The sequence below is a fragment of the Roseivivax sp. CAU 1761 genome, from assembly GCF_054482755.1.
Map to the genome: position 1 here is coordinate 23,185 of NZ_JBTLRM010000012.1, position 23,942 is coordinate 47,126.

Sequence of the window (23,942 nt, forward strand, 5' to 3'; positions counted from 1 at the left end):
ATAACGGCGCACAAAAACCGCGCCGGCAGAACGACAGGGAGACAACCATGACCAAGGTCATCAAGAACGGCACGATCGTCACCGCCGACCGCACCTGGAAGGCCGACGTGCTGATCGAGGGCGAGACGATCAAGCAGATCGGCGCGGACCTGAAGGGCGACGAGGTGATCGACGCCGAGGGCGCCTACGTGATCCCCGGCGGCATCGACCCGCACACCCATCTCGAGATGCCCTTCATGGGCACCACCGCGGCCGAGACCTTCGAGACCGGCACCTGGGCGGCGGCGGTCGGCGGCACCACCATGCTGGTGGATTTCTGCCTGCCCGGCGCCGACGGCTCGATCAAGAACGCGATCCAGGAATGGCACCGCAAGTCGGCGCCGCAGATCTGCTCGGACATCGGCTACCACATGGCGGTGACCGGCTGGAACGAGACCATCTTCAACGAGATGAAGGACGCCGTGGAGATGGGCGTCAATTCGTTCAAGCACTTCATGGCCTACAAGGGCGCGCTGATGATCGAGGACGACGAGATGTTCGCCTCGTTCAAGCGCTGCCGGGAGCTCGGCGCGCTGCCCATGGTGCATGCCGAGAACGGCGACCTGGTGGCCGACATGCAGCAGCAGATGCTCGAGCAGGGCATCACCGGGCCCGAGGGCCACGCCTATTCGCGGCCGCCGGAATTCGAGGGCGAGGCGGCGAACCGCGCCATCACCATCGCCGATGCCGCCGGCGTGCCGCTCTACATCGTGCACGTCTCCTGCGAACAGGCGCACGAGGCGATCCGGCGGGCCCGGCAGAAGGGCATGCGGGTCTATGGCGAGCCGCTGGTGCAGTTCCTGACGCTCGACGAGAGCGAGTATTTCAACAAGGACTGGGACCATGCCGCGCGCCGGGTGATGTCGCCGCCGTTCCGCTCCAAGGACCACCAGGACAGCCTCTGGGCCGGGCTCCAGGCCGGGTCGCTGCAGGTCGTGGCCACCGACCACGCCGCCTTCTCGACCGAGCAGAAGCGCATGGGCGTGAAGGATTTCACCAAGATCCCCAACGGCTCGAACGGGCTCGAGGAGCGGCTCGGCGTGCTCTGGACCCACGGCGTGGAGACCGGGAGGCTGACGCCCAACGAGTTCGTCGCCGTGACCTCCTCGAATGTCGCCAAGATCCTCAACATCTACCCCAAGAAGGGGGCGATCGTGGAAGGCGCCGATGCCGACATCGTGGTCTGGGATCCGAAGATCACCAAGACGATCAGCGCCTCGAACCACCATTCGATCCTCGATTACAACGTCTTCGAGGGCTTCGAGGTCAAGGCGCAGCCGCGCTACACGCTGAGCCGCGGCGAGGTGATCTGGGCCTGGGGCCAGAACTCCCAGCCGCAGCCCGGCCGCGGCCGCTTCGTGCCGCGCCCGGCCTTCCCCTCGGCGCATCAGGCGCTGTCGAAGTGGAAGGCGCTGACCGCGCCCAAGCAGATCCACCGCGACCCGCTCAACATCCCCGCGGGGGTCTGAGGCAGGTGCGCCAGCGATCGAGCCAGCCGCAGCACCGCCGCGTCCGCCGCCCCGCGCGGGCGCCCCTCAGCCCGACCGGAGGACCCGCCCGATGAGCGCATCCCCCGTGATCCACGCCAAGGATCTGAACCTCACCTTCCGGACCAATGACGGCCCGGTCCATGCCCTGAAGGACGTGAACCTCGATGTGGGCGAGGGCGAGTTCGTCTCCTTCATCGGCCCCTCGGGCTGCGGCAAGACCACCTTCCTGCGCTGCGTGGCGGGGCTCGAGACGCCAACCGCGGGCACCCTGACGGTCAAGGGGATGAGCCCCGACGAGGCGCGCCGCGCCCGGCTCTACGGCTACGTCTTCCAGGCCGCCGGGCTCTATCCCTGGCGCACCATCGGCGGCAATATCCGCCTGCCGCTCGAGATCATGGGCTTTTCCGGCGCGGAGAAGGCCCGCCGGGTGCGCGAGACCCTGGAACTGGTGGACCTCGCCGGGTTCGAGAAGAAATATCCCTGGCAGCTCTCGGGAGGCATGCAGCAGCGCGCCTCGATCGCCCGCGCGCTGAGCTTCGATGCCGAACTTCTGTTGATGGACGAACCCTTCGGCGCGCTCGACGAGATCGTCCGCGACCGGCTCAACGAGGAGCTGCTGAAGCTTTGGGACCGCACTGGCAAGACCATGCTCTTCGTCACCCATTCGATCCCCGAGGCGGTCTATCTGTCGACCAAGATCGTGGTGATGAGCCCGCGGCCGGGGCGCATCTCGGACGTCATCGACAGCCCGCTGCCGCGCCAGCGCCCGCTGGAGATCCGCGACAGCCGCGCCTTCATCGAGATCGCCCACCGGGTCCGCGAGGGCCTGCGCGCCGGCATGGAGGCGGCGTGATGGCCGGGGCAGGGCGCGGCGCCCGGCCCGTCCGGCGCCGGGAGGCGGCAGCATGAGCGCACGCACCGCCCCGCTGGCCGCCCAGGGGGCCGGGATCGGCCGCTCGGGCCGGGTCGCGCTGTGGTCGCGCGGCATGGGCCGCACCACGCTGCCGGTCCTGACCGTGGTCGCGGCGCTGCTGGCGCTGTGGTATCTCGCCTGCATCCCGATGAACGCCCCGCAATCGGTGCTGGCGGCGTCGCGCGCCGGCGTCGCCGTCACCCCGGAGAGCCCTGCCGAGCGCCGCGGCATGTCGGGCCTGGCCCAGGCGCTGGCCAATCCCGGCGTGGCGCTGTCCGGCGCCTTCACCCAGGAGCGCGCCCAGCTGCCGGCGCCGCACCAGGTGGCGGCCGAGCTCTGGGCCTCGACGCTGAGCGTCGCGCCCAGCAGCAAGCGCAGCCTGGTCTATCACGGCTGGGTGACGCTCTCGGCGACGCTGCTGGGCTTCGTCATGGGCACCGCGCTGGGCATCCTGCTGGCGGTGGGGATCGTGCATTCCCGCGTCATGGACATGTCGGTGCTGCCCTGGGCCATCGTCAGCCAGACCATCCCGATCATCGCCATCGCGCCGATGATCATCGTGGTGCTCTATTCGGTGGGCATCCAGGGCATCGTGCCGAAGGCGATCATCTCGGCCTACCTGTCCTTCTTCCCGGTCGTGGTCGGCATGGTGAAGGGGCTGCGGGCGCCGGACGGCATGCAGCTCGACCTGCTCGCCACCTACGGCGCCTCGAAGCCGCAGACCTTCTTCAAGCTGCGGCTGCCGGCCTCGATGCCCTATCTCTTCGCCTCGCTGAAGATCGGCATCGCGGCCTCGCTGATCGGCGCCATCGTGGGCGAGCTGCCGACCGGCGCCTCGGCCGGGCTCGGCGCGCGGCTGCTGGCGGGCAGCTATTACGGGCAGACCGTGCAGATCTGGTCGGCGCTCTTCGCCGCGGCGATCCTCGCGGCGCTCGCCGTCGGGCTCCTGGGGCTGATCGAGCGCGCGGTGCTGGCGCGCATGGGGATGGCGCGGTGAGCCGGTGCGGCCCCGGGGGGGGGCTCTCTGCCCCCCGCGCGGCCCGGCGGGCCGCGCCCCCCCGAGGATATTTCGGCTCAGAAGAAGGAGGGATGCGGGCATGGCTCTGGTGATCCTGGCGCTGGCGCTCTGGGCGCTGGCCTGGTGGGCCAATGCGCGGCTCGCCAACGGGCCCGCAGCGGACCGCCCGGCGGTGCGCATGGCGGTGCCGGCGCTCTTCGGCGTGACGCTGCTGCTGCTGTGGGAGCTGGTGGTGCGCGGGCTCGACGTGCCCGGGGTGATCCTGCCGGCACCCTCGGCGATCGCCGCGACCTTCGCCGCCAATCTCTCGGTGCTGTGGACGGATTTCGTCCAGACCGTGCTCAAGGGCGCGCTGTCGGGCTACCTGATGGGCTGCGCCGCGGCCTTCGCGGTGGCCATCGTCGCCGACCGCTTCGACTTCCTGCGCCGCGGCCTCTTGCCGGTGGGCAATTTCATGGCCGCGCTGCCGATCGTCGGCACCGCGCCGATCCTGGTCATGTGGTTCGGCTTCGACTGGCAATCCAAGGCCGCGGTGGTGGTGGTCATGGTGTTCTTCCCGATGCTGGTCAACACCGTGGCGGGGCTCGCCGATACCGGCGCCATGCAGCGCGACCTGATGCGGACCTACGGCGCCGGCTACTGGCAGAGCTTCCTGAAGCTGCGGCTGCCGGCGGCGATGCCCTTCGTCTTCAACGGGCTGAAGATCTCCACCACGCTGGCGCTGATCGGGGCGATCGTGGCGGAATTCTTCGGCTCCCCGGTGGCCGGGGTCGGGTTCCGCATCTCCACCTCGGTCGGGCAGCTTGCGCTCGACATGGTCTGGGCGGAGATTGCCGTGGCGGCGATCGCCGGCACGCTGTTCTACGGCGCCATCGCGGCGCTCGAGGCTCGGGTCACGTTCTGGCACCCGTCGCACCGGCGCTGAGATGCCGGGCGGAAAGACAGGACCGACAAGGAGGTATGCGATGAAGACATTGATCCCCGGCGCCCTCGGCGCCGCCGCGCTGAGCCTGGTCGCGCAAACCGCGCTGGCCCAGGACGCGGTGACGCTACAGCTGAAATGGGTCACCCAGGCGCAGTTCGCGGGCTATTACGTGGCCGAGGCGCAGGGCTTCTACGACGAGGAGAACCTCGACGTCACCATCAAGCCCGGCGGCCCCGACATCGCCCCCGAGCAGGTCATCGCCGGCGGCGGCGCGGATGTCATCGTGACCTGGATGGCGGCGGCGCTGGCGGCGCGCGAGCGCGGCGTGCCGCTGGTCAACATCGCCCAGCCCTTCGCCACCGGCGGGCTGCAGCTGACCTGCCTGAAGGAGACCGGGGTTTCCAGTCCCGAGGACTTCCCCGGCCGCACGCTGGGCGTCTGGTTCTTCGGCAACGAATACCCGTTCTATGCCTGGATGGCGCAGCTCGGCATCGCCACCGACGGCGCCGACGAGGACGGCGTGACGGTGCTGAAGCAGGCCTTCAACGTCGACCCGCTGCTGAACGGGCAGGCCGACTGCATCTCGACCATGACCTACAACGAATACGGCCAGGTGCTCGATGCCGGCTATTCCGAGGACGACCTGGTCAACTTCAACTATCTCGAGCAGGGCATCGGGATGCTGGAGGACGGGCTCTACGTGCTCGAGGAGGATCTCGAGGATCCGGACTTCGTCGACAAGATGGCGCGGTTCGTGCGGGCCTCGATGAAGGGCTGGAAATACGCCGAGGAGAACCCCGAGGAGGCCGCCCAGATCGTCGTCGACAACGACATGACCGGGGCCCAGACGCTGGAGCACCAGACCTACATGATGGGCGAGATCGCCAAGCTGACCGAGGGCTCGGACGGTGCGCTCGACCCCGCGAGCTATGAGCAGACGGTGCAGACGCTGCTGTCGGCGGTGAGCGAGGAGAACCCGGCGATCACCAAGGAGCCCGAGGGCGCCTGGACCCACGACGTCACCGACCAGGCGCTGAACTGAGCCGCCGCCCGGGGCCGGCGGGGCGCGCCCCCCGCCGGCCCCTTTTCAGTCGTGCCAGGCGGCGCGGCGGGCGGTGACCGCGCCGCGCAGCAGCACCAGATCGACGCCGAGGGCGAGAAACAGCGCCCCGGCCTCGGCCGCCCCGCGCAGCAGGCTGTCATCGTGGGTGAGGATGCCCGGGGCGCGGCCGGCGGCGCGGATCCGCCGCGTGGCGTCGAGGATGGCGCCGCGCACCTCGGGATGCGAGGGATTGCCGGCATGGCCCAGCGAGGCCGAGAGATCGGCCGGCCCGATGAAGATGCCGTCGACCCCCTCGACCCCCAGGATGTCGTCCAGCGCGTCGAGCGCGGCGCGGGTCTCGACCTGCAGGATCAGGCAGAGCTCGTCGGAGGCGCGGCCGGCGTAATCGGCCACCATGCCGTAGCGGCTGGCCCGGGTCGAGCCGCCGACGCCGCGCACGCCGCGGGGCGGGTAGTGCAGGGCCGCCACCGCCGCCTCGGCCTCCTCGGCCGATTGCACGTAGGGCACGACGATGGTCTGGGCGCCGATGTCGAGCGCCTTCTTGATCTCCACGAGATCGTTCCAGCCCGGCCGGATCGCCGCCGAGACCGGCTGGCCGGCGGCGGCCACCGCCTGCAGCAGGGGCAGCGCGCGCTCGACATCGATCGGGGTGTGCTCGGTATCGATCAGCAGCCAGTCATAGCCGCATTGCGCGTGCATCTCGAGGATCGCCGGGTCGGGCAGGGTGCACCAGAGGCCGATCTGGCGCCGGCCCGCGGCGAGCGCGGCCTTGAAGGCGTTGCGGGGAAGCTCCATGCCGTCTTTCTCCTCAGGCGGGGCACAGCTGGACGATGCGGCGGATGGCGGCGGCGTAACCCTCGATGCCGAGCCCCGCGATCACCCCGTCGGCGCGCTTGGACACGTAGGAATGGTGGCGGAAGGGCTCGCGCTTGTGGACCTGCGACAGGTGGACCTCGATCACCGGGCCGTCGAAGGCGTTGAGCGCGTCGAGGATCGCCACCGAGGTGTGGGTGTAGGCGGCGGGGTTGATGACGATCGCCGCCGCCTCGTCGCGGGCGGCGTGGATCCAGTCGATGATCTGGCCCTCGTGGTTCGATTGCAGCAGCCGGATGGCGTGACCGTCGCCGGCGGCGGCCCGGCACAGCGCCTCGACATCGGCCAGCGTCTCGTGCCCGTAGATCTCGGGCTGGCGCTTGCCGAGCAGGTTCAGGTTGGGGCCGTTCAGGACATAGATCAGGGGCATAAGTCTCTCGCACCGCGGTTTTTGCCGCAGCCTAGTCCGCCGGGCGGGGAGGTGTCGAGCATGGCTGTGGGCAGGCCAGGCGGAGATCGGCGGCGACCGGGTAATGGTCGCTCGGCCATTCGCCGTCGAAGCGCCGGCGCAGCACCGCGGGCGGGCCGAGCGCCGCCACCGGCCCGGCCAGGGCGAGGTGGTCGATGGCGCCGAACAGGTCGAGCCCGCGGTTGAAATGGTAGGTCGCGCCGGCCACCGGCAGGAAGCCGAAGCCCGCGCCCTCGAGGATGGCGTGGAGCTCCGAGCCGTGGCGGGCATTCAGGTCGCCGGCCAGCACCCAGGCCTCGCCGGCGGCGATCCGCGGCCGCATCCGCGCGGCCACGAGTTCGGCCGAGCGGCGGCGGTTCTCGCCGCTGGAATAGTCGAGATGCAGGTTGAGCACGCCGAGCCGGGCGCCGTCGGAGCGCCGTTCGAACACCGCCCAGGAGGCGAAGGCGGGGTAGGAGCCGTCGAAGGTCCGCGAATAGATCACCTCGGGCGTTTCGGAGAAGAAGAACCAGCCCGCGTCGCGCGGCCGCAGCCGGTCGCGGCGGTAGAAGATCGGCTGGGTGGCGGGGAAGTCGCGCCACGGCCCCGCCGCCGCGGCGGCGAATTCGGGCAGGCGGGCCAGCAGGTGGTCGCGGGCGAGGTTGACGCTGCCATCCGACCCGCCCTGGAAGCTCTCCATCTCCTGGAAGGCCACGATATCGGCGTCGAGCGCCGCCACGGCCTGCGCCAGGGGGTCGCGGCGGCGGTCCCAGTCGGCGCGCGACCAGGCCCCCTCGGCGCGGTTCAGGTAGATGTAGTGGACGTTGTAGCTCGCCACCCGCAGCGCGCCCGGCGGCTTCTCGGGCCAGGGCGCGGTGGCCCCGAGGCCGAGCAGCTGGCAGCCGACGAGGATCGCCGCCGCGGCGAGGCCGACGAGCCCGAACGCCGCGCGCCGCCGCACCCGGCTCATTGCGCCAGCAGGCGGTCGACCCAGTCCGGAACCACCGCGCTGGCCGGCCCGGTCAGACGCTCCGCGAAGGCCGGCGAGGTCTCGGTGTCGGCAAGGTTGATCTCCACCGTCCCGGCGCCGGCGGCGGCGGCGATCTCGACGAAGCCGGCGGCCGGGTAGACCTGGCCCGACGTGCCGATGGCGGCGAACAGCCCAGCCTCGGCCAGATGCGCGTCGATCTCGTCGAGATGGTGCGGCATCTCGCCGAACCAGACCACGTCGGGCCGGGTGGCGGCGGCTTGGCAGGAAGGGCAGGCATCGTCGGGATGCATCTCGGGCGGGGCCTCCCAGCGGTGCCCGCAGGCGGCGCAGAGCGCACCGGCGAGGCGGCCATGCATGTGCAGCGCCCGGGCGCCCGCCGCGGCCAGCAGCCCGTCGACGTTCTGCGTCACCAGCACCGCCCGGTCGCCCAGGGCGCGCTGCAGCCGCGCCAGCGCGTGATGCGCCGGGTTGGGGCTGGCCTTGGCCGCCTGGACGCGGCGGGCGTTGTAGAAGGCGTGGACGCGGGCGGGGTCGCGGGCGAAGGCCTCGGGCGTGGCCACGTCCTCGATCCGCACCCGGCTCCAGATGCCGTCGCGGTCGCGGAAGGTGCCGAGCCCGCTTTCCGCCGACAGCCCGGCGCCCGAGAGGATCACGATCTTGTCGCCTGCCATGCCGCCTTTCCGTCGCTGGGGCCGCTGGGGTAGAACCGGGACCGAGGAGGCCCGTGCATGACCCAGCGTATTCTTTTCGTCTGTCTCGGCAACATCTGCCGTTCGCCCACCGCCGAGGGCGTGCTGCGCGCCAAGGCGGCGGAACGCGGCGCGCCGCTCGAGATCGAGAGCGCCGGCACCGGCGACTGGCACATCGGTGCGCCGCCCTACGGCGCCATGCAGGACGCCGCCCTGCGGCGCGGCTACGACCTGTCGGCGCAGCGGGCGCGGCAGGTCACGGTCGAGGATTTCCACCGCTTCGACCTGATCCTGGCGCTCGATGCCGAGAACCGCGCGCATCTCGAGCGGATGGCGCCGCCGGGCGCGCGGGCGCGGGTGGCGATGTTCACCGACTACCTGACCGGGGCGCCGGCCGACCACGTGCCCGACCCCTATTACACCCGCGACTTCGAGGAGACGCTCGACCTCGTGGAGCGCGCCGCCGCCGACCTGCTCGACGCGCTGGGCTATTGCGCGCCGCGCCCGCCGGCGGCGTAGAAGGCGGCCAGCGCGGCGATGTCGGCATCGCTCAGGTCGTGCGCGGCGCGCCGCATCAGTTCGGCCCTCGGCCCGCCGCCGCGCAGGCCGTCGCGCCACACCTTGAGCTGCGCCTCGAGATAGCGCCGGTGCTGGCCGTCGAGCCGCGGCCCCGGGGCCTTGGCCTCGGCGCGCGCCGGGCCGTGGCAGGCGTCGCAGGCCGGCACGTCGGGATCGCCGTTCTTGGCCAGGGCAAGCGCGCGGCCGCGCGCCACGATGTCGTCTCCCGCGGGCGCCGCCGGGACCGGCGCCGTGCCCGAGAACTCGGCGGCGAACTCGGCGATCTGCGCCGCGTCGAACTGCGAGATGGCGTGCCGCATGATGCCGCTCTCGCGGCGGCCGTCGCGGTAGGTCTCGAGCGCCATGGCGACGTAGTCCTCGGACAGGATGTCGAGCCGCGGGATCTCGGGGTTGTCGCTGCGGCCGCCCTTGCCGTGGCAGGAGGCGCAATAGGCCTCGGGCTCGGGCGCATGGGCGGTCAGCTCGGCATAGGTCGCGGCGTCCATCTCGCCCACCCGGGTGAGGAAGGAGACGATGTGCCAGACCTCGTCCTCGCGCACGGAGGGGTAATAGGGCATGCCGCTCATCTTCACGCCCTCGTCGACGATCCAGTGCAGCTCGGCGGGCTCCCAATGGCCCACCGCCTCCTCGATGCGCGGCGGCACCGGCACCATGGCGCGGATGGTGGCGCTCTGCGGCGCGCCGGGGGCGGCGTGGCACATCTTGCAGGCGCTGTCGAAGTGCTTGGCGCCGAGTGCCGCCATCGCCTCGGTGAGCTCCGGCACCTCCTTTTCGGGCGGGGCGCGCAGCGCCACCGCGTTGCGGAAGGTGGTGTGCAGCACCCAGGAGACGCCGGGCAGGTGGCCGACCCTTGCGGAGACGTTGTAGAGGCCGAAGACCACCACCGCGGCGCCGCCCAGGGCGCCCAGCACGGCGAGCACGGCCAGGGTCTTGATCACGGTTCTCATGCCGGCGTCTCCCGCAGGGTCAGGGCGCGCCCGGTCAGCGCCAGACCCGCGATCAGGTAGACCGGCGTGCCGATGCCGAGCATGATCAGCCCGCCGGTCTGCTGGTCGGCCAGGCTGCCGCAGGTGGCGTAGAGCAGGCGCGGGGCGAGCACGATCAGCGCGCCCAGCAGGGTCATGTGCATGGTGGTCAGCAGCAGCGTGCCGGCGCCGAGGAGCGGGCTGCGCGCGCCCAGCGCCCCGGCCCAGACCGCGAGCCCGGCCAGCAGAAAGCTCGCCTGTTCCAGCGCGAAGAGGCCCGGCTGCACGCGGACGGCATCGTGCAGCACCGGCAGGTGCCAGCCCCAGACCAGCGCGAAATCGAGCGCCGGGGCCAGCGCCGCGTTGGGGGCAAGGCGGGCGGCCAGCCCGGGCCGCGCCCAGAGCAGGAGCGGCGGCACCAGCGCCACCAGCGTCATGTGGCGCAGCATGTGCGCGGCGAAGCCGTCGCCCAGCCGCGCGGTCAGCAGCCCGCCCCAGATCAGCGTCAGCAGCCCCAGCGCGAGGAGGAACGCCGCGGCCCTCACAGGCAGGTCCGGATCAGGATCGCGGGCAGCGTCGTGGCGAGCACGCCCAGCACCGACAGGACGGCCAGCAGGAAGCCCGCATGGCCGAGGAATTCGTGCCGCGATTCGGTCTCCGCGGTGTGGTGCGAATAGTCGAAATCGTCGAGGAAGTCCCATTGCCGCCAGGCCTGCCAGCCGATCCACAGGATCGCCGCCAGCGCCACCGCGCTGAGCGCGAAGACGGTGGTGCGCCAGGCCGGCAGCCCGGCCAGCGTCCAGTCCGGGAACTTGGCGCAGCTCAGCGCCGCGAAACCGTAGCTGGCGACGAAGTGCAGCGCCCAGATGGTGGGCGCGAAGGCCAGCCGCCAGAGGCTGCTCTGCTCCTCGGCGATCTCGCGGTCGGCGGGTCTGACATCGCGCACCATGACGGCCTCCCTCACATCGCCCGCGGCACCAGCGCCACCATCGCGGCGGTCACCGCGACGGTCACCGCCATGAAGTGCCAGAACAGCGCGACGTTGCGCAGCGGCGCGTCGTGCCGCGGCGTGGCGCGCCCGAAGACCAGCGCCGCGGCGCAGTAGAGCTGCATGATGATGCCGGCGCCGGCATGCACCGAGGTCCAGACCACCAGGGCCCACATCATCGCCGGGTAGACATGCGCGGTCGGGTCGAGCCCGGGGCCCATGACGCCCCAGACCAGACCGGCGATGCCCGCCGCCGCGGCCAGCGCCGCGCCGCCGTGCAGCCCGGCCGCGGCGCCCGGCGCCCCCTTCCGGTTGACCGTCACCGCCGCGGTCGTCGCCGCCCACGCGCCGAGCAGCAGCGCTCCCCCGCCGAGCGTCGCCGCCAGCCCGGCATGGGTCGCGCCCTCGGGCGGGAAGTCGCTGCCGGCGGTCCAGTAGAAGAACACCCCGAAGACCAGGCTGGCAAAGGCCGTGGCATCGCCCAGCATGGTGATGCACATGCCCCACCAGCCGGCCGATGGCGGCCCCGAGATATAGGTCGGCAGGGTCAGCCCGAGCCCGGCATCGCGGCGATCGCGCGCGGGGATCAGCGCCGTCGAGGTCCACAGCCAGTAGATCACGCAGGCGATGGCGAGCGCGCCCGAGACGATCGCCGGCATGTACCAGTGGAAGGTCGGGAAGATGAACGCGCCGCCGGTGAACACCGCCGCCCAGACGGTCACCCAGGCCGGGCCGGTGACGCGCTGGATGGCGACCGGGCGGGCGTCGATCACCGTGGTGATCAGGGTCTCGCGGTGGCCCTCCTCGCTGTCGGGGAGATAGAAGCGCCCGGCATCCATGCGCTCGACGATCTGCGGCTGCTCCCAGAGCGGATAGCGCGAGGTGATGTAGGGGATGGAGCGCACGCCCCATTTCATGTCGGGCACGTCATGCGCCCATTCCAGCGTGCCGCCGCCCCAGGGATTGCGCTCGGTCAGCGGCTGGCGGGTCTTGGGGCGCACCAGATCCCAGGCGAAGACCAGGATGCCCGCGGCCATCACGAAGGCGCCGATGCTGGAGATCAGGTTGGGCCAGTCCCAGCCGAGGTCGCCGGGATAGGTGAAGACCCGCCGCGGCATGCCCATCAGGCCGGTATAGTGCATCGGCAGGAAGGTGACGTTGAACCCGGTGAAGGTCAGCCAGAACGACCAGCGGCCGAGCCGCTCGGACATCTTCTTCTTGGCGAAGAACGGGTAGAAGTAATAGACGCCGCCGATGATTGGCAGGACCATGCCGCCGAACAGCGTGTAATGCAGGTGGGCGACGACGAAATAGGTGTCGTGCGCCTGCCAGTCGAAGGGCGCCAGCGCCACCATCACGCCGGTGAGACCCCCGGCGGTGAAGATCGCCAGGGCGCCGGCGATCCACAGCATCGGCAGGCTCATGGTGACGCGGCCGACCATCAGCGTGGCGACGAAGGCGAAGAGCTGGATGCCGGTCGGGATCACCACCGCCTCGGAGGCGGCCGAGAAGAAGCCGAGGCTGATCGCCGGCAGGCCGGTGGTGAACATGTGGTGGACCCAGAGCCCGAAGCTCAGGAAGCCGGTGCCCACCGCCGAGAGCACGATCCAGGAATACCCCACGATGGGCCGCTTGGCCGCGGTCGGCACGATCATCGCGGCGAGCGCGATCGAGGGCAGGAAGATGATGTAGACCTCCGGATGGCCGAAGATCCAGAACAGGTGCTGCCAGAGCATCGGGTCGCCGCCGCGCTCGGGGTCGAAGAACGGCCAGTCGAAGCTGCGCTCGAGCTCGAACAGGAAGTCGCCCGCGATCAGCGGCGGGAAGGCGAAGAGGATCATCGCGCCGACCACGATGACGTACCAGGCGTAGAGCGGGATCAGGTTGATCCGCATCCCCGGCGGCCGGCATTTCAGCGCGCCGACCAGCAGCTCGACCGCGGCGGCGATCGAGGCCACCTCGATGAAGGAGAGGCCCAAGAGCCAGATGTCGGGGCCCATGCCCTCGGCCTTGGTGGCCAGCGGCGGATACATGAACCAGCCCGATTCCGGCGCCACCCCGAACAGGATCGAGCCCAGCACGAAGCAGCCGCCGATCAGGAACGACCAGTAGCCGTAGGCCGAGAGCCGCGGGAACGGCATGTCCCGCGCGCCGAGGAAGGCCGGCAGCAGCAGGATCGAGATCGCCTCGAACATCGGCACGGCGAAGAGGAACATCATCGCCGAGCCGTGCATGGTGAAGAACTGGTTGTAGGTCTGGGCCGAGATCAGGTCGCTCTCGGGAAAGGCCAGCTGCGCCCGCATCACCAGCGCCAGCACCCCGGCGCAGAGCATGAAGAAGAAGGCGGTCAGAGAATACCAGGCGCCAACCTCGGAATTGTTCACCGCCGACCAGTAGCGCCAGCCCTTGGGCTCGGCCCAGACCGCCTTCAGCCGTTCCTTCTGCGCCTCGCTCTCGGCCTCGGGCACCGGGCGGGCCAGCATCTCCTCGGTCGGCGGGTAGGGCCCGCTGGCGCCGCCGGCCGCGCCGGCGGGGGAGACGTAGCTCGGATCGGCCGTGGACTCGGTCATTTCAGCTCCATCAGCCAGCGGGCGACGGTCGCGAGGTCGGCCTCGTCCATGTGGTCGTAGGCCGGCATCTCGACGCCCGGCTTGTGCGCCTCGGGGGCGCGGATCCAGCTCACCAGAGCCTCCTCGGTCATCGGCAGGATGCCCGCGGCGAGGCTGGTGCGGCGCCCGACATGGCTGAGATCGGGGCCGACATTGGCGACCCATTCGGTGCCGCGCACGGCGTGGCAGCCGCCGCAGCCCTCGGCGGCGAAGAGCGCCGCGCCGGGTCCCTCGGCGGCGCTTGCCGGGGCGGCCTCCTGCTCGAGCCAGGCGGCGAAGTCGGCCTCCGGCATCACCACCGCGTTGAACGCCATCAGGGCGTGGCTCAGGCCGCAGAATTCGGCGCATTGCCCGCGATAGGTGCCGGGGGTCTCGGCCTCCAGGGTCAGGGTGGTGGTGCGGCCGGGAAACATGTCCATCTTGCCGCCCAAAGCCGGCACCCAGAAGGAATGGATGACGGTGTCGGAGGTCAGTTCGAGGTCGACCCGCTGGCCCGCCGGCAGGCGGATCTCGTTGGCGCTGATCACCGGCTCGGTGGCGCCCTCGGGGAGGTATTCGACACGCCACCAGAACTGCTCGCCGGTGATCCGCAGCCGGAGCCCGTCGCCGGGCTGGCGCTGGTCGGCCATCAGGCCGAGCCCCCAGACCAGCAGCACCGAGAGCACCACCAGCGGCAGGGCGATGCCGCCGCCGACGATCACCGCCTCGGCGAGCCAGCGCGACATCGATTGCGGCTTGATGCGGGTGACGAAGAGGAAGAGCGCGTTGACCGCGACCCAGAGCACCACCGCGCCGGCCAGCATGACCCAGAACAGGCGGGCGATCTCGGAGGCCTCGCGGCCGGCGGGATCGAGGACGGATTGCGGGCCGGCGCAGGCCGCCAGCAGGAGCAGCGCCGCGGCGGCCGGCAGGGCCGCCAGGATGCGTCGCGCGGCGGCGCTCATGTCCTCATGTCCACCCGTCCCCGGTGCCGTTCACGACCGCGTCGGTTCGCGCAGTCTGGGGATCAATGCCGGGGCGCGCCGGCGGGTTCCCGCCAGCGCGAACTTTCTCTTGGCGCGCGGCGGGTTCGGGCGGCCGGGGACCTCGGGTGCGTCTGCCCCGGGCGCTGCGTCCGGCTGCGGGGAGCTGACCGCCACGGAGGCCCGACCGGCCCTCGGCGGCATCGCGCGGGAATGACCGGGCGGGATCTGGCCGGGGCTCCCGGGTGGGCGTCTGCCCCTAAGCGCTGCGTCCTGCATTGGGAAGCTTACCGCCATCGAGCCCCGACCGGCTCTCGACGGCATCGCGCGGGAATGACCGGGTGCGCGCCGGGATCGGGCCGGGGTCCCGGGGGGCGTCTGCCCCGGGGCGCTGCGTCCGGCTTCGGGGAGCCGACCGACATTGTGCCCCGACCGGCCCTCGGCGGCATCGCGCGGGAGTGCCCAGGCGGGGGGCGGGATCGCGCGCGGGATACCCGCCGCGGCGCCCGGGGCGGCGCCCAGACGGGCCGTGACGTCATCGCCGATCCGCGGGAGCGGTCCGTGCCGCCACCCTGGCCGGGCGTTTCGGTCCGCGCGCGATGGCCCCCCGGCCGGAGCACCGGGTCGAAGCGCGTGCGCCGCGCCGTGGCCGGACCGCCCGGAAAGGCCGTGACGCCATCGCCGGTCCGCGGGAGCGGTTCGCGCCGCCACCCTGGCCGGCCTGTCCGGTCCGCGCGCGATGGCCCCCTGGCCGGAGAACTGGGTCGAACCGCGTGCGCCGCGCCTTGGCCGGACCGCCCGGACGCACCGCCTCCGCCGAACCCCGGCCGGAGCCCTGGGCGATGCCTTCGTGGTCGAACCGCACCCGTCGTGGTCGGGCAAGGCCGCGCCGGCCATCTGTGCGAAGGGCTTGCGCCGCATCCCCGAGAGACCGCTTTGGCGGGATCGCCCGCCCGGGCCGCGTCCCCCGCGCCCCGGTCAGGCGGCGCGGTCGGACCGCACCGGAGCCCGGCCGGACTGCGCTATCGGCCCGCATCGGCGCCCCGGCCGGGCCGCCCGGTCCGAGCGCGCCGGCGCCTTGGGCGGACCGCCCCGGTCGGGTCACGCCGCCCGCGCTGTCGCCTGACACGGTCGCCGTGGGCGATCCGCATGGGACGCCTCGCGCGCATCGGAGGGGTTCGCGGCGATGGCATCGATACCGGCGCCCTGCATGGGGCCTCAGCGCCTGCCGGGCTCGACCGCCCGGCCATCGCCTGCGGCATGGCGGGCCCGCGGCGCCGCACCGGAGCGGCGGTCCGCCCGTCGGTCGGGTCCGCGGGCGGCGGCGCGCGGGGCGTCCGGCCGGGGTCAGGCGCCGGAGGGGCCGAGGGCCAGTTCGGCGGCCTGCCGCGGCAGCTGGACGATCTCGATATAGGCGCCGAGCAGGTCGACGGCGTTCTTCAGAGACCCGAACGTATCCTCCTTGAGGATGTAGCCCGCGACCTTGTGCTGGTAGGCCGAGGCGACGTCCTCGGGGGCGTCGGAGGTGGTCAGCACGAAGACCACGGCGTTCTGCAGCTCGGCGTCGCGGCGCACCGTGGCGAGAAATTCCAGCCCGCCCATGCGCGGCATGTTGAGGTCGAGCAGGACGATATAGGGGCGCCGGATTCGCTCCGGGCCGCGGTCGCGCAGCCGCTCCAGCGCCTCGACGCCGTCGCCGGCGACCTCGATCGGATTGGTCAGGCGCAGCTTGCCGATGGCGCGCTTGATCGCCATGACCGAGACCTCGTCGTCGTCGACGACGAGAAAGGTGACCTTGTTGGGTTCCCTCATGCGGCGATGCTCCTCAATGCGTCCGGCCCGGGGGCCGGCGCGGCGCGCGGCGCCGGCAGGTCGAGCCGGAAGGTGGTCCCGCGGCGCTGCTCGGGGTCGGAATGCACGCTGATCGTGCCGCCGAGTTCGCGCACCAGCTTGTCCACGAGGGCCAGGCCGAGGCCGCTGCCCTCGACCACGTCGCGCGAGCGCAGGGTCTGGAACAGCTCGAAGATGCGGCCCTGATGGGCCAACGGAATGCCCGGCCCGTCATCGCTGACCTCGATGCGGGTGCCGCCGTCGCGGCGGGTGGCGCGGACGGCGATCCGCCCGGTGGCGCCGTCATGGTGCTTCATGGCGTTCGAGACGAGGTTGAGCAGCACGGTCCGGAACGGCGTGACCAGCGTGGCGATCCTGGCCGCGCCCGGCCCGGGCATAGTCCAGAAGGCTCGACAGGAGGTCGGAGAGCCGCTGCGTGCGCTGCCGCACCAGATCGAGATTGGCGCGCGCCTCGGCGGGCAGGGCGGGGCCGTGATCCTCCACCGTCCATTCGACGAGATGCTGTACCGCGCGCAGCGGCGCCCGCAGGTCGTGCGAGGCGACATAGGCGAATTTCGTCAGCTCCTCGTTGGACCGGCGCAGCTCGTCGGCGGTGTGGCGGGCGCGCTGCAGCGCCGCCTCCAGGGCGCCGATCTCGTCGCGCCGCTGGGCCGGCAGGGCGATCAGCGCGTCGCGCCCGGCGGCGATGCGGCGGGCATTCTCGGTCAGCACGGCGAGCGGCCGCAGCAGCGCCAGCTCCATCAGCCACCACAGGAACAGGCCGCCCAGGACCACCACCGCCGCCACCAGAAGGGTGAACTGGCCGAGCCGCCGCTCGACGATCTGCGCGGCGCGGCCGCTGGCGGCGAGCAGCTCCTCGCGGGCCGCGCCCAGCGCCCGTTCCAGCCCGCGCGACATCTGCGCCACCGGGGCGCCGAGCCGCGCCATCGCGGCGCGCTCGGCCGAATGCGCGTCCATCAGCGCCGGGGCCAGCGACAAAAGCCCGGACGTGCCGGTGACGGCCTCGGAAAAGTCCCAGAGCCGCTGGCCGATGGCCGCCCGGTCGCCGCGCCAGGGATGCCGGGCCAGCGCCGCCGACAGCGTCTCCAGCCGGTCCGAGACCTCGGCGCCGATCGGCCCGATCCGCGCCGCCGGGGCGGTGCGCAGGCGGTTGGTGAGCTGCACCAGCGCGGTGAGGTGGAGATTGACCTCGCCCACCGCCTCGACCACGTCGACGGCGGTCGGGTCGATCAGGGCGGCGCGGTGGATGCCGAGCATGGCGCGCGTGGCATCGGGCTCGACGATGGCGCCGACCGCGTCGAGCGCGTCCTGGGCGGTGCTCCAGCTGGCATTGCGCTGGCGCTGCAGCTCGAAGCTCCGGCGCCGGGCCTCGAGCGCCGCGGCGAAGGCGCCGGCGAGATCCTCGGCCAGCGCGCCGGTGGCGGCGCCCGCGCCCCCCGGCCCGGCCAGCAGGGTGCGCTCGAGCTCGCCCAGCGTCGCCTCGGCCAGCCCGGCGAGGTCGGCCAGCGCCGCGGCGTCGGCGGCGTTGCGCACCTGACGCTCGAGATCGCCGAGCGCGGCGGCATGCCGGGTCAGCCGGACCACCTGGTCGAGCGCCGGGACGGTGGTGGCCTCGAGCTGGCGCAGGTTGCGCGCCAGCCGGTCGACCTGCACCGCGCCGGCGGCGCCGAGCCCGACCAGGAGCAGCGCGGTGACCGCCAGGCAGAGCCTCAGCTTGCGCACCAATGTCATCCGGGCCGACCTCCGCAGCAGCCTCCGCTTCGGCAGTAATCCTCTGAAATTGTTTACCGGACGTTAAAATCCACGGCGCAATCTGGGCCCCGATTGCCGCGACGGAGATTCTCGGATGCCCGCTCAGACACGCAGGACGCTGCTCGCCGGACTGGCCGCGCTCGGGGCGGCGGGCGGGCTGCCGGCCGCGGCGGCGGACCGCCGTCCGCGCGGCGCGCCGAGCGCGGCGTCGCCGCTGCGGGTGCTGATGCCCGAGGGCAGCGAGGCCAACCTGCGGCCCGTGGTGCGCAGCTTCGAGGCCGCGCACGGCATCCGGGCGGAGCTGCATTCGGTGCCCACCGAGGAGATCAACACCGCCATCCTGCTCGAGGCGGTGGCGCCGCGGCTGCGCTTCGACGTGGCGTTGCCGGCGACCTACGGCATCCCCGACCTCGCCGAGGCCGGCGCCATCCTGCCGCTCGACAGCCACGCCGCCCGGCACGAGCCGGCGGAATTCACCCGCTCCATGCTGTACCGCAACGGCGACCGGTTCGACGGCCGGCTCTACGGCTACCAGACCGACGGCGACGTCTATCTCGCCTTCTACAACCGCGACATGATGGAGGATCGCGACCTCGCCGCCCGCTATGCCGACCGCTTCGGCGAGGCGCTGGCGCCGCCCCGCGACTGGACCGCCTTCGACCGGCAGATGGCGTTCTTCCACGCTCCGGAGGCCGGGCGCTATGGCGGCGCCATGGTGCGCAGCCCGAACTATCTTGGCTGGGAATGGTGGCTGCGCTTCCACGCCAAGGGAATCTGGCCCTTCGGCCCCGACATGGCGCCGCAGATCGCCGGCGCCGAGGGCCGCGCCGCGCTCGAGGAGATGATTGCCAGCGAGGCCCACCAGGCCGGCGCGATCTCGGCCCTGGGCGCGAACTGGCGGCGCTACGACCGCGGCGATGTCTATGCCAATCTCGGCTGGGGCGGGACACAGAAGTACCTGCGCGGCCCGGATGGCCGGATGCGCGACCGGGTCGTCGTCGCGGCCACCCCGGGCGGGTCCTGGGACGGGCGCCACCACCCGGTCTCCTATTTCAACTGGGGCTGGAGCTACGTCGTGGCGCGGCATTGCCGCGATCCCGACCGCGCCTACCGGTTCTGCCTGCACGCCGCCAGCGCCCGGGTCTCCACCCTGGCGGTGCGCCAGGCCGGCGGCTTCTTCGACCCGTTCCGCCGCGAGCATTACCACGATGCCCGCATCCGCGAGGTCTATTCGCCGGCCTTCCTCGAGGTGCACCGCAACGGGCTGCAGCAGGCCATGCCCGACCTCTACCTGGCGCGCCGCAACGATTACTTCGCCACCCTGGGACGCTGGCTGCGGCTGGCGCTCGACGGCGAGGTCACGCCGGGCCGGGCGCTGGCGCGCATCGCCGAAAGCTGGGACCTGCTGACCCACCGCACCGGCCGGGCCCGCCAGGCGGAGCGCTGGCGCGCGCTGCGGGCGCGCTACCCCGACGATCTCCGCAGCAGCCTGCGCGACACGACCGGCGCCGCCGCCCGCGGCATCGCGACCGATTTTAACGAGGAGAGCAAGCAATGACCGAAGCCAGTGCCGCCATGTTCCGGAGCGACGCCGCCCTGCCCGCCGAGACTGCCTGCGAGCCGATCATCATCGGCGGGGCGATCCCGGACGAGGCGCGGCAGGACCCGACCGACGAACTGGTCTACCGGCTTTCGCACGATCTGCGGGCTTCGGTGCGCGCCCTGACCGAACTGCCGGTCTGGTTCGCCGAGGATCTCGAGAACGCCGGCATCGCGCTGCCGGGCGACACCGCGCGCACGCTCGACCTGATGGGCCGGCATGCAAGGCGGCTCGACCTCCTGATCAGCGGGTTGCTGGAATATTCCCGCGTCGGGCGGCTGCAGACGCACGAATATTGCAGCGTCGAGCGGGTGCTCGAGGAGGTGCTGGAGGGCCTGCCCGAGGCCCGGACCCTGTCGATCCGCGTGCGCCTGCCGCAGATCCGGGTGCCGATCGGCATCACCGACCTTCGGCGGGTGTTCGCCATCCCCATCGTCAATGCTGCGCGGCACGGCCACGGCGCCAGCCGGATCACCGTGATTGGCCGCGTCGGCACGCATCGCTGGCACCTCTACATCCGCGACAACGGCCCCGGGATCGCCGAGGCGGACCGCGAATCCGTCTTCAAGCCGCTGGTCAAGCTGGTCTCGCGCGATGTCGACAACGGTGCCGGGATGGGGCTGGCGGTGCTGCGCCGCATCACCCGGCATTACGGCGGCCAGGCGGAGTTCCTCGCGCCGGGGCGGCGCGGCGGCACGCTGCTGCACGTGGCCCTGCCGCTGTTCCGGACCGAGGGCTGACCCGCCCCGGCCGTCTCCAAGGAGCAGCGGCACGCGGGCGCGACGGAAAGCGGTTGCGGCGCGGGCGCGGGCGCAAGCGCCCTGCACCCGGCGCCGTCCGGGGCCGGCGTTGAGCGCGCCGAGGCCGCGCGCCCGGCGCGGCGGCGGGTGATCCGCGCCGGGTGGCACAAGGCACCGCGCGACACAAGGCTCCCGCGGCGCGTCGGGCGCGGCACGCGCAACGCTTCGGACTGTGCAATTGGGCGCGTCGGCCTGGGCAGGCGCAACGCCTCGGACTGCGCGAATGGGCGCGTCGGGCGGGGCAGGCGCGACGCCTCGGACCGCGCGAACGGGCGCATTGGGCAGGACAGCCACGGTGCCTCGGACCGCGCGCATGGGCGCGTCGGGCGGGGCAGGCGCGACGCATCGGGGCGGGAAACCGCCGCGCGTCGGGCAGAGGCGTTGCGGCGCGTGGTCGCGGCGGCGGCCTGCGATGCGGCGCCGGCCGGGGCGCGGCGCCGCGGCCTTGTCGGACCGCGCGGTGCCCGGCGGGCCCGCCCGCGCCGAGGCGACTGGCGAGGAATTCGCGCCGCGGCCCCTTGAGCCTCGGGCGAAACTTTCGCAGTAATCGGGGCGCCACGAAACCCCGGTCACGGTCAGGAGCCCCGGTGTCGCTCTTTATCCTCGTTGTACTTCCGTTTCTCGGTGCCCTGCTGCCCGGGCTTCTCAACGGCGCCGGGCGCAAGGCCTGCGCCACCGGCACGCTCGCGGTGACGCTGACCGCGCTGGCAGGCCTGCTGTCGCACCTGCCGGCGATGCTGCGCGGCGAGACGGTGACGGCGCGGGCCGAATGGCTGCCCGATCTCGGGCTCAACGCCACGCTGTTCCTCGACCCGCTGGGCTTCTTCTTCGCGGCGCTGATCCTCGGCATCGGCCTGCTGATCATCGCCTACGGGCGCTACTACCTGTCGCGCAACGACAATATGGGCGAGTTCTTCAGCTACCTGCTGCTCTTCCAGGGCGCCATGGTGGGCATCGTGCTGTCCGACAACATCCTGCTCCTGCTGGTCTTCTGGGAGCTGACCTCGCTGTCCTCCTTCCTGCTGATCGGCTACTGGAAGCACCTGCCCGAGGGCCGGCAGGGCGCCCGCATGGCGCTGGCCACCACCGGCATGGGCGGGCTGGCGATGATCGGCGGCATGCTGCTGCTGGGCCGGATCGTCGGCAGCTACGACCTGACGGTGATCCTCGAGAACCGCGAGCTGATCCAGCAATCCGACCTCTACCTGCCGGCGCTGATCCTGATCCTGCTCGGCGCCTTCACCAAATCGGCGCAGTTTCCGTTCCACTTCTGGTTGCCGCACGCCATGGCGGCGCCGACGCCGGTCTCGGCCTACCTGCATTCGGCGACCATGGTGAAGGCCGGGATCTTCCTGATGGCGCGGATGTGGCCGGTCCTGTCGGGCACCGAGGCCTGGCTCTACACCGTCTCCACCGCCGGTCTGGTGACCATGTGCGTGGGCGCGGTGATCGCGCTCTTCAAGCATGACCTGAAGGCGCTGCTGGCCTTCTCCACGGTCAGCCATCTCGGCCTGATCACCTTCCTGCTGGGCACCGGCACCGCCTTCGGGGCGATGACCGCGGTGTTCCACATCCTCAACCATGCGAGCTTCAAGGCGGCGCTCTTCATGTGCGCGGGCATCGTCGACCACGAGGCCCATACCCGCGACATCCGCCGCCTCGGCGGGCTGCGCAAGCTGATGCCGGTCACCTTCGCGATCGCCGTGGTGAGCGGCCTGTCGATGGCCGGGATCCCGCTCTTCAACGGCTTCGTCTCCAAGGAGATGATGCTCGAGGAGGCGCTGCACACCAAGCTCTACGGCCCCGACTGGCTGGTGCCGGCGGTGGCGGTGTTCGGGGCGCTGTTCTCGGCCGCCTATTCCTTCCGCTTCATCTGGCACACCTTCTTCGGCCCGGTGCGCGACGACTATCCGTCGACGCCGCACGACCCCAATGCCGGGATGTGGCTGCCGCCGGCGCTGCTCGCGGTGATCGTGGTGGTGCTGGGCCTCGCGCCGTTCCTCGCCGAGCCGCTGGTCAAGGCGGTGACCGGCGCGGTGCTGGGCGGCGCGGCCGAGGTGCCGGGCTACCACCTGGCGATCTGGCACGGCATCACCGTGCCGCTCTACATGTCGGCGGTGGCGGTGCTCGGCGGCCTCGTCCTGCTGCTGCTGCACCGCTGGCTGCAAAAGGGCTGGGACGGCACCCCGCGGCCCGAGGCCAAGACCATCTTCGACGCGGTGATCGCCGGGGCCGTCGGGCTGGCGCGGCGCGTCACCCACGGGCTGCACAACGGCGCCTTCACGCGCTATGCCGCGATCTTCGCGGCCGCCGTCATCGCCGCCGGGACCTATGCCTTCGTGACCGGCGAGGCCGCCGGACTGGCGCGCGGCGCCAGTACGCCGAGCGCCGTCGCGGCGGCCGGCTGGCTGATGCTGGTCGCCGCCTGCGGCTTTCTGGTGCTGCACCACCGCAACCGTCTCGGCGCGCTGATCCTGGTCGGCATCATCGGCACCATGGTGTCGGTGGGCTTCGCCTATTTCAGCGCCCCCGACCTCGCCATGACGCAGATCTCGGTCGAGGTGGTGACCGTGGTGCTGATGCTGCTGGCGCTGAACTTCCTGCCCAACGAGACGCCGCGCGAAAGCTCCGCCGGGCGCCGCCTGCGCGACGCGCTGATCGCCATCGCCGGCGGCGCCTCCGCGGCGGCGCTGTGCTTCTTCCTGCTGCTGCGCGACTTCGCCGCGCCGACGATCTCGGACTACCACCTCGAGAATTCCTATTACGGCGGCGGCGGCACCAATGTCGTCAACGTCATCCTGGTGGATTTCCGCGGCTTCGACACCTTCGGCGAGATCATCGTGCTGGGCATCGCGGCGCTGGTCATCTTCGGGCTCACCGAGGCGCTGCTGTCCGGGCCGGTCCGCGCCCGGCTGCTGAACCGCGAACCCGACCGGTCGCTGGCCGGCGACCGCCACCCGCTGATGATGGTGGTGCTGACCCGGGTGATCATGCCGGTGGTGCTGCTGGTCGGCGTCTACATCTTCCTGCGCGGCCACAACCTGCCCGGCGGCGGCTTCATCGCCGGTCTGGTGGCGGCGGTGGCGGTGGTCATGCAATACATGGCCTCGGGCTTCACCTGGGCGGCCGAGCGCCAGCGCTTCGCCTACCACGCCATCGTCGGCGCCGGCGTGCTGATCGCCGGGCTGACCGGCATCGGCGCCTGGTTCACCGGGCACGAATTCCTGACCTCGTCCTTCGGCTATGTCGACCCGCCGCTGCTCACCGAATTCGAGATCGCCTCCGCGGCGCTGTTCGACCTCGGCGTGTTCCTCGCGGTGGTCGGCGCGGTGCTGCTGTCGCTCGAGAGCTTCTCGCGCCTGGCGCGGCGCAGCGCCGCGGTGCCGAGCGAATACGCCATGGACATCGACCCGTCGCGGGACAGCACCGCCGGAGGAGACCACTGAC

The 23,942-nt window shown here is 71.9% G+C and carries 21 protein-coding genes; 9 read left to right on the forward strand and 12 right to left on the reverse strand.

Annotated elements, in window-relative coordinates; translation table 11 throughout:
- Positions 1-47 precede the first annotated feature (47 nt).
- The 5 genes from hydA (at position 48) to ACXYMW_RS09475 (ending at position 5,427) form a co-directional block, all read left to right on the forward strand.
- Complete coding sequence (hydA, locus tag ACXYMW_RS09455) at positions 48-1,508, forward strand: dihydropyrimidinase (protein WP_459035070.1); 1,461 nt, start codon at positions 48-50, stop codon at positions 1,506-1,508.
- Between the two features lie 91 nt (positions 1,509-1,599).
- Positions 1,600-2,382, forward strand: coding sequence for an ABC transporter ATP-binding protein (locus ACXYMW_RS09460; RefSeq protein ID WP_459035071.1), 783 nt, complete (start codon positions 1,600-1,602; stop codon positions 2,380-2,382).
- Positions 2,383-2,515: 133 nt separating this feature from the next.
- Positions 2,516-3,439 carry an ABC transporter permease gene (locus ACXYMW_RS09465; RefSeq protein WP_459035134.1) on the forward strand — a complete coding sequence of 308 codons (924 nt, stop codon included), beginning with the start codon at positions 2,516-2,518 and terminating at the stop codon, positions 3,437-3,439.
- A 100-nt stretch (positions 3,440-3,539) separates the two neighbouring features.
- Positions 3,540-4,385, forward strand: coding sequence for an ABC transporter permease (locus ACXYMW_RS09470; protein WP_459035072.1), 846 nt, complete (start codon positions 3,540-3,542; stop codon positions 4,383-4,385).
- 40 nt (positions 4,386-4,425) lie between these two features.
- Positions 4,426-5,427: an ABC transporter substrate-binding protein gene (locus ACXYMW_RS09475; protein WP_459035073.1), complete on the forward strand. Its 1,002-nt coding sequence runs from the start codon at positions 4,426-4,428 to the stop codon at positions 5,425-5,427.
- A 45-nt stretch (positions 5,428-5,472) separates the two neighbouring features.
- On the opposite strand, the gene ACXYMW_RS09480 is transcribed toward ACXYMW_RS09475, so the two are convergent.
- From ACXYMW_RS09480 to ACXYMW_RS09495, 4 genes are read right to left on the reverse strand one after another with little or no spacing between them, the layout of a single operon-like run.
- Positions 5,473-6,243, reverse strand: a complete 771-nt coding sequence (locus tag ACXYMW_RS09480; RefSeq protein ID WP_459035074.1) for an HpcH/HpaI aldolase family protein — start codon at positions 6,241-6,243, stop codon at positions 5,473-5,475.
- A 13-nt stretch (positions 6,244-6,256) separates the two neighbouring features.
- On the reverse strand, positions 6,257-6,691 hold the full coding sequence (gene aroQ / locus ACXYMW_RS09485) for a type II 3-dehydroquinate dehydratase (RefSeq protein WP_459035075.1): 435 nt from the start codon (positions 6,689-6,691) through the stop codon (positions 6,257-6,259).
- Between the two features lie 31 nt (positions 6,692-6,722).
- Positions 6,723-7,679: an endonuclease/exonuclease/phosphatase family protein gene (locus ACXYMW_RS09490; protein ID WP_459035076.1), complete on the reverse strand. Its 957-nt coding sequence runs from the start codon at positions 7,677-7,679 to the stop codon at positions 6,723-6,725.
- Complete coding sequence (locus ACXYMW_RS09495) at positions 7,676-8,371, reverse strand: NAD-dependent deacylase (protein WP_459035077.1); 696 nt, start codon at positions 8,369-8,371, stop codon at positions 7,676-7,678. The genes ACXYMW_RS09490 and ACXYMW_RS09495 overlap by 4 nt, the downstream gene beginning before the upstream one ends.
- Before the next feature lie 57 nt (positions 8,372-8,428).
- On the opposite strand from ACXYMW_RS09495, the gene ACXYMW_RS09500 reads away from it, so the two are divergent.
- Positions 8,429-8,908, forward strand: a complete 480-nt coding sequence (locus ACXYMW_RS09500) for a low molecular weight protein-tyrosine-phosphatase (protein ID WP_459035078.1) — start codon at positions 8,429-8,431, stop codon at positions 8,906-8,908.
- On the opposite strand, the gene ACXYMW_RS09505 is transcribed toward ACXYMW_RS09500, so the two are convergent.
- From ACXYMW_RS09505 to ACXYMW_RS09540, 8 genes are all read right to left on the reverse strand, one after another.
- Positions 8,878-9,915 (reverse strand): c-type cytochrome, encoded by a 1,038-nt coding sequence (locus tag ACXYMW_RS09505; protein WP_459035079.1) that lies wholly within the window; start codon positions 9,913-9,915, stop codon positions 8,878-8,880. The genes ACXYMW_RS09500 and ACXYMW_RS09505 overlap by 31 nt on opposite strands.
- A complete protein-coding gene (locus ACXYMW_RS09510; RefSeq protein WP_459035080.1) occupies positions 9,912-10,478 on the reverse strand; it encodes a cytochrome c oxidase assembly protein in 567 nt (188 codons plus the stop codon). The genes ACXYMW_RS09505 and ACXYMW_RS09510 overlap by 4 nt, the downstream gene beginning before the upstream one ends.
- On the reverse strand, positions 10,475-10,882 hold the full coding sequence (locus tag ACXYMW_RS09515) for a hypothetical protein (RefSeq protein WP_459035081.1): 408 nt from the start codon (positions 10,880-10,882) through the stop codon (positions 10,475-10,477). The genes ACXYMW_RS09510 and ACXYMW_RS09515 overlap by 4 nt, the downstream gene beginning before the upstream one ends.
- Before the next feature lie 11 nt (positions 10,883-10,893).
- Positions 10,894-13,404 (reverse strand): cytochrome c oxidase subunit I, encoded by a 2,511-nt coding sequence (ctaD, locus tag ACXYMW_RS09520; RefSeq protein WP_459035135.1) that lies wholly within the window; start codon positions 13,402-13,404, stop codon positions 10,894-10,896.
- A gap of 83 nt (positions 13,405-13,487) precedes the next feature.
- On the reverse strand, positions 13,488-14,453 hold the full coding sequence (coxB, locus tag ACXYMW_RS09525) for a cytochrome c oxidase subunit II (protein WP_459035136.1): 966 nt from the start codon (positions 14,451-14,453) through the stop codon (positions 13,488-13,490).
- A gap of 1,386 nt (positions 14,454-15,839) precedes the next feature.
- On the reverse strand, positions 15,840-16,304 hold the full coding sequence (locus ACXYMW_RS09530) for a response regulator (RefSeq protein WP_459035082.1): 465 nt from the start codon (positions 16,302-16,304) through the stop codon (positions 15,840-15,842).
- Positions 16,301-16,666, reverse strand: a complete 366-nt coding sequence (locus ACXYMW_RS09535; protein ID WP_459035083.1) for a sensor histidine kinase — start codon at positions 16,664-16,666, stop codon at positions 16,301-16,303. Before ACXYMW_RS09535 ends, ACXYMW_RS09530 begins: the two co-directional genes overlap by 4 nt.
- Complete coding sequence (locus ACXYMW_RS09540) at positions 16,626-18,074, reverse strand: histidine kinase dimerization/phospho-acceptor domain-containing protein (protein ID WP_459035084.1); 1,449 nt, start codon at positions 18,072-18,074, stop codon at positions 16,626-16,628. Before ACXYMW_RS09540 ends, ACXYMW_RS09535 begins: the two co-directional genes overlap by 41 nt.
- A 115-nt stretch (positions 18,075-18,189) precedes the next feature.
- Here ACXYMW_RS09540 and ACXYMW_RS09545 point away from each other — a divergent pair, with 115 nt between their 5' ends.
- From ACXYMW_RS09545 to ACXYMW_RS09555, 3 genes are all read left to right on the forward strand, one after another.
- A complete protein-coding gene (locus ACXYMW_RS09545; RefSeq protein ID WP_459035085.1) occupies positions 18,190-19,653 on the forward strand; it encodes an extracellular solute-binding protein in 1,464 nt (487 codons plus the stop codon).
- Entirely contained in the window at positions 19,650-20,435 is a 786-nt protein-coding gene (locus tag ACXYMW_RS09550; RefSeq protein ID WP_459035086.1) for a sensor histidine kinase, read from the forward strand. The genes ACXYMW_RS09545 and ACXYMW_RS09550 overlap by 4 nt, the downstream gene beginning before the upstream one ends.
- Before the next feature lie 647 nt (positions 20,436-21,082).
- A complete protein-coding gene (locus ACXYMW_RS09555; RefSeq protein WP_459035087.1) occupies positions 21,083-23,941 on the forward strand; it encodes a monovalent cation/H+ antiporter subunit A in 2,859 nt (952 codons plus the stop codon).
- Position 23,942 lies beyond the last annotated feature (1 nt).

Coding starts and splice junctions, on each gene's coding strand:
- ACXYMW_RS09545 (WP_459035085.1), top strand. CDS start 18,190: ATGCCCGCTCAGACACGCAGGACGCTGCTCGCCGGACTGGCCGCGCTC.
- aroQ (WP_459035075.1), bottom strand. CDS start 6,691: ATGCCCCTGATCTATGTCCTGAACGGCCCCAACCTGAACCTGCTCGGC.
- ACXYMW_RS09465 (WP_459035134.1), top strand. CDS start 2,516: ATGGGCCGCACCACGCTGCCGGTCCTGACCGTGGTCGCGGCGCTGCTG.
- ACXYMW_RS09505 (WP_459035079.1), bottom strand. CDS start 9,915: ATGAGAACCGTGATCAAGACCCTGGCCGTGCTCGCCGTGCTGGGCGCC.
- ACXYMW_RS09550 (WP_459035086.1), top strand. CDS start 19,650: ATGACCGAAGCCAGTGCCGCCATGTTCCGGAGCGACGCCGCCCTGCCC.
- ACXYMW_RS09530 (WP_459035082.1), bottom strand. CDS start 16,304: ATGAGGGAACCCAACAAGGTCACCTTTCTCGTCGTCGACGACGACGAG.
- ACXYMW_RS09460 (WP_459035071.1), top strand. CDS start 1,600: ATGAGCGCATCCCCCGTGATCCACGCCAAGGATCTGAACCTCACCTTC.
- ACXYMW_RS09470 (WP_459035072.1), top strand. CDS start 3,540: ATGGCTCTGGTGATCCTGGCGCTGGCGCTCTGGGCGCTGGCCTGGTGG.
- ACXYMW_RS09515 (WP_459035081.1), bottom strand. CDS start 10,882: ATGGTGCGCGATGTCAGACCCGCCGACCGCGAGATCGCCGAGGAGCAG.
- ACXYMW_RS09490 (WP_459035076.1), bottom strand. CDS start 7,679: ATGAGCCGGGTGCGGCGGCGCGCGGCGTTCGGGCTCGTCGGCCTCGCC.
- ACXYMW_RS09540 (WP_459035084.1), bottom strand. CDS start 18,074: ATGACATTGGTGCGCAAGCTGAGGCTCTGCCTGGCGGTCACCGCGCTG.
- ACXYMW_RS09495 (WP_459035077.1), bottom strand. CDS start 8,371: ATGGCAGGCGACAAGATCGTGATCCTCTCGGGCGCCGGGCTGTCGGCG.
- ACXYMW_RS09475 (WP_459035073.1), top strand. CDS start 4,426: ATGAAGACATTGATCCCCGGCGCCCTCGGCGCCGCCGCGCTGAGCCTG.
- ACXYMW_RS09480 (WP_459035074.1), bottom strand. CDS start 6,243: ATGGAGCTTCCCCGCAACGCCTTCAAGGCCGCGCTCGCCGCGGGCCGG.
- ctaD (WP_459035135.1), bottom strand. CDS start 13,404: ATGCTGGCCCGCCCGGTGCCCGAGGCCGAGAGCGAGGCGCAGAAGGAA.
- ACXYMW_RS09500 (WP_459035078.1), top strand. CDS start 8,429: ATGACCCAGCGTATTCTTTTCGTCTGTCTCGGCAACATCTGCCGTTCG.
- hydA (WP_459035070.1), top strand. CDS start 48: ATGACCAAGGTCATCAAGAACGGCACGATCGTCACCGCCGACCGCACC.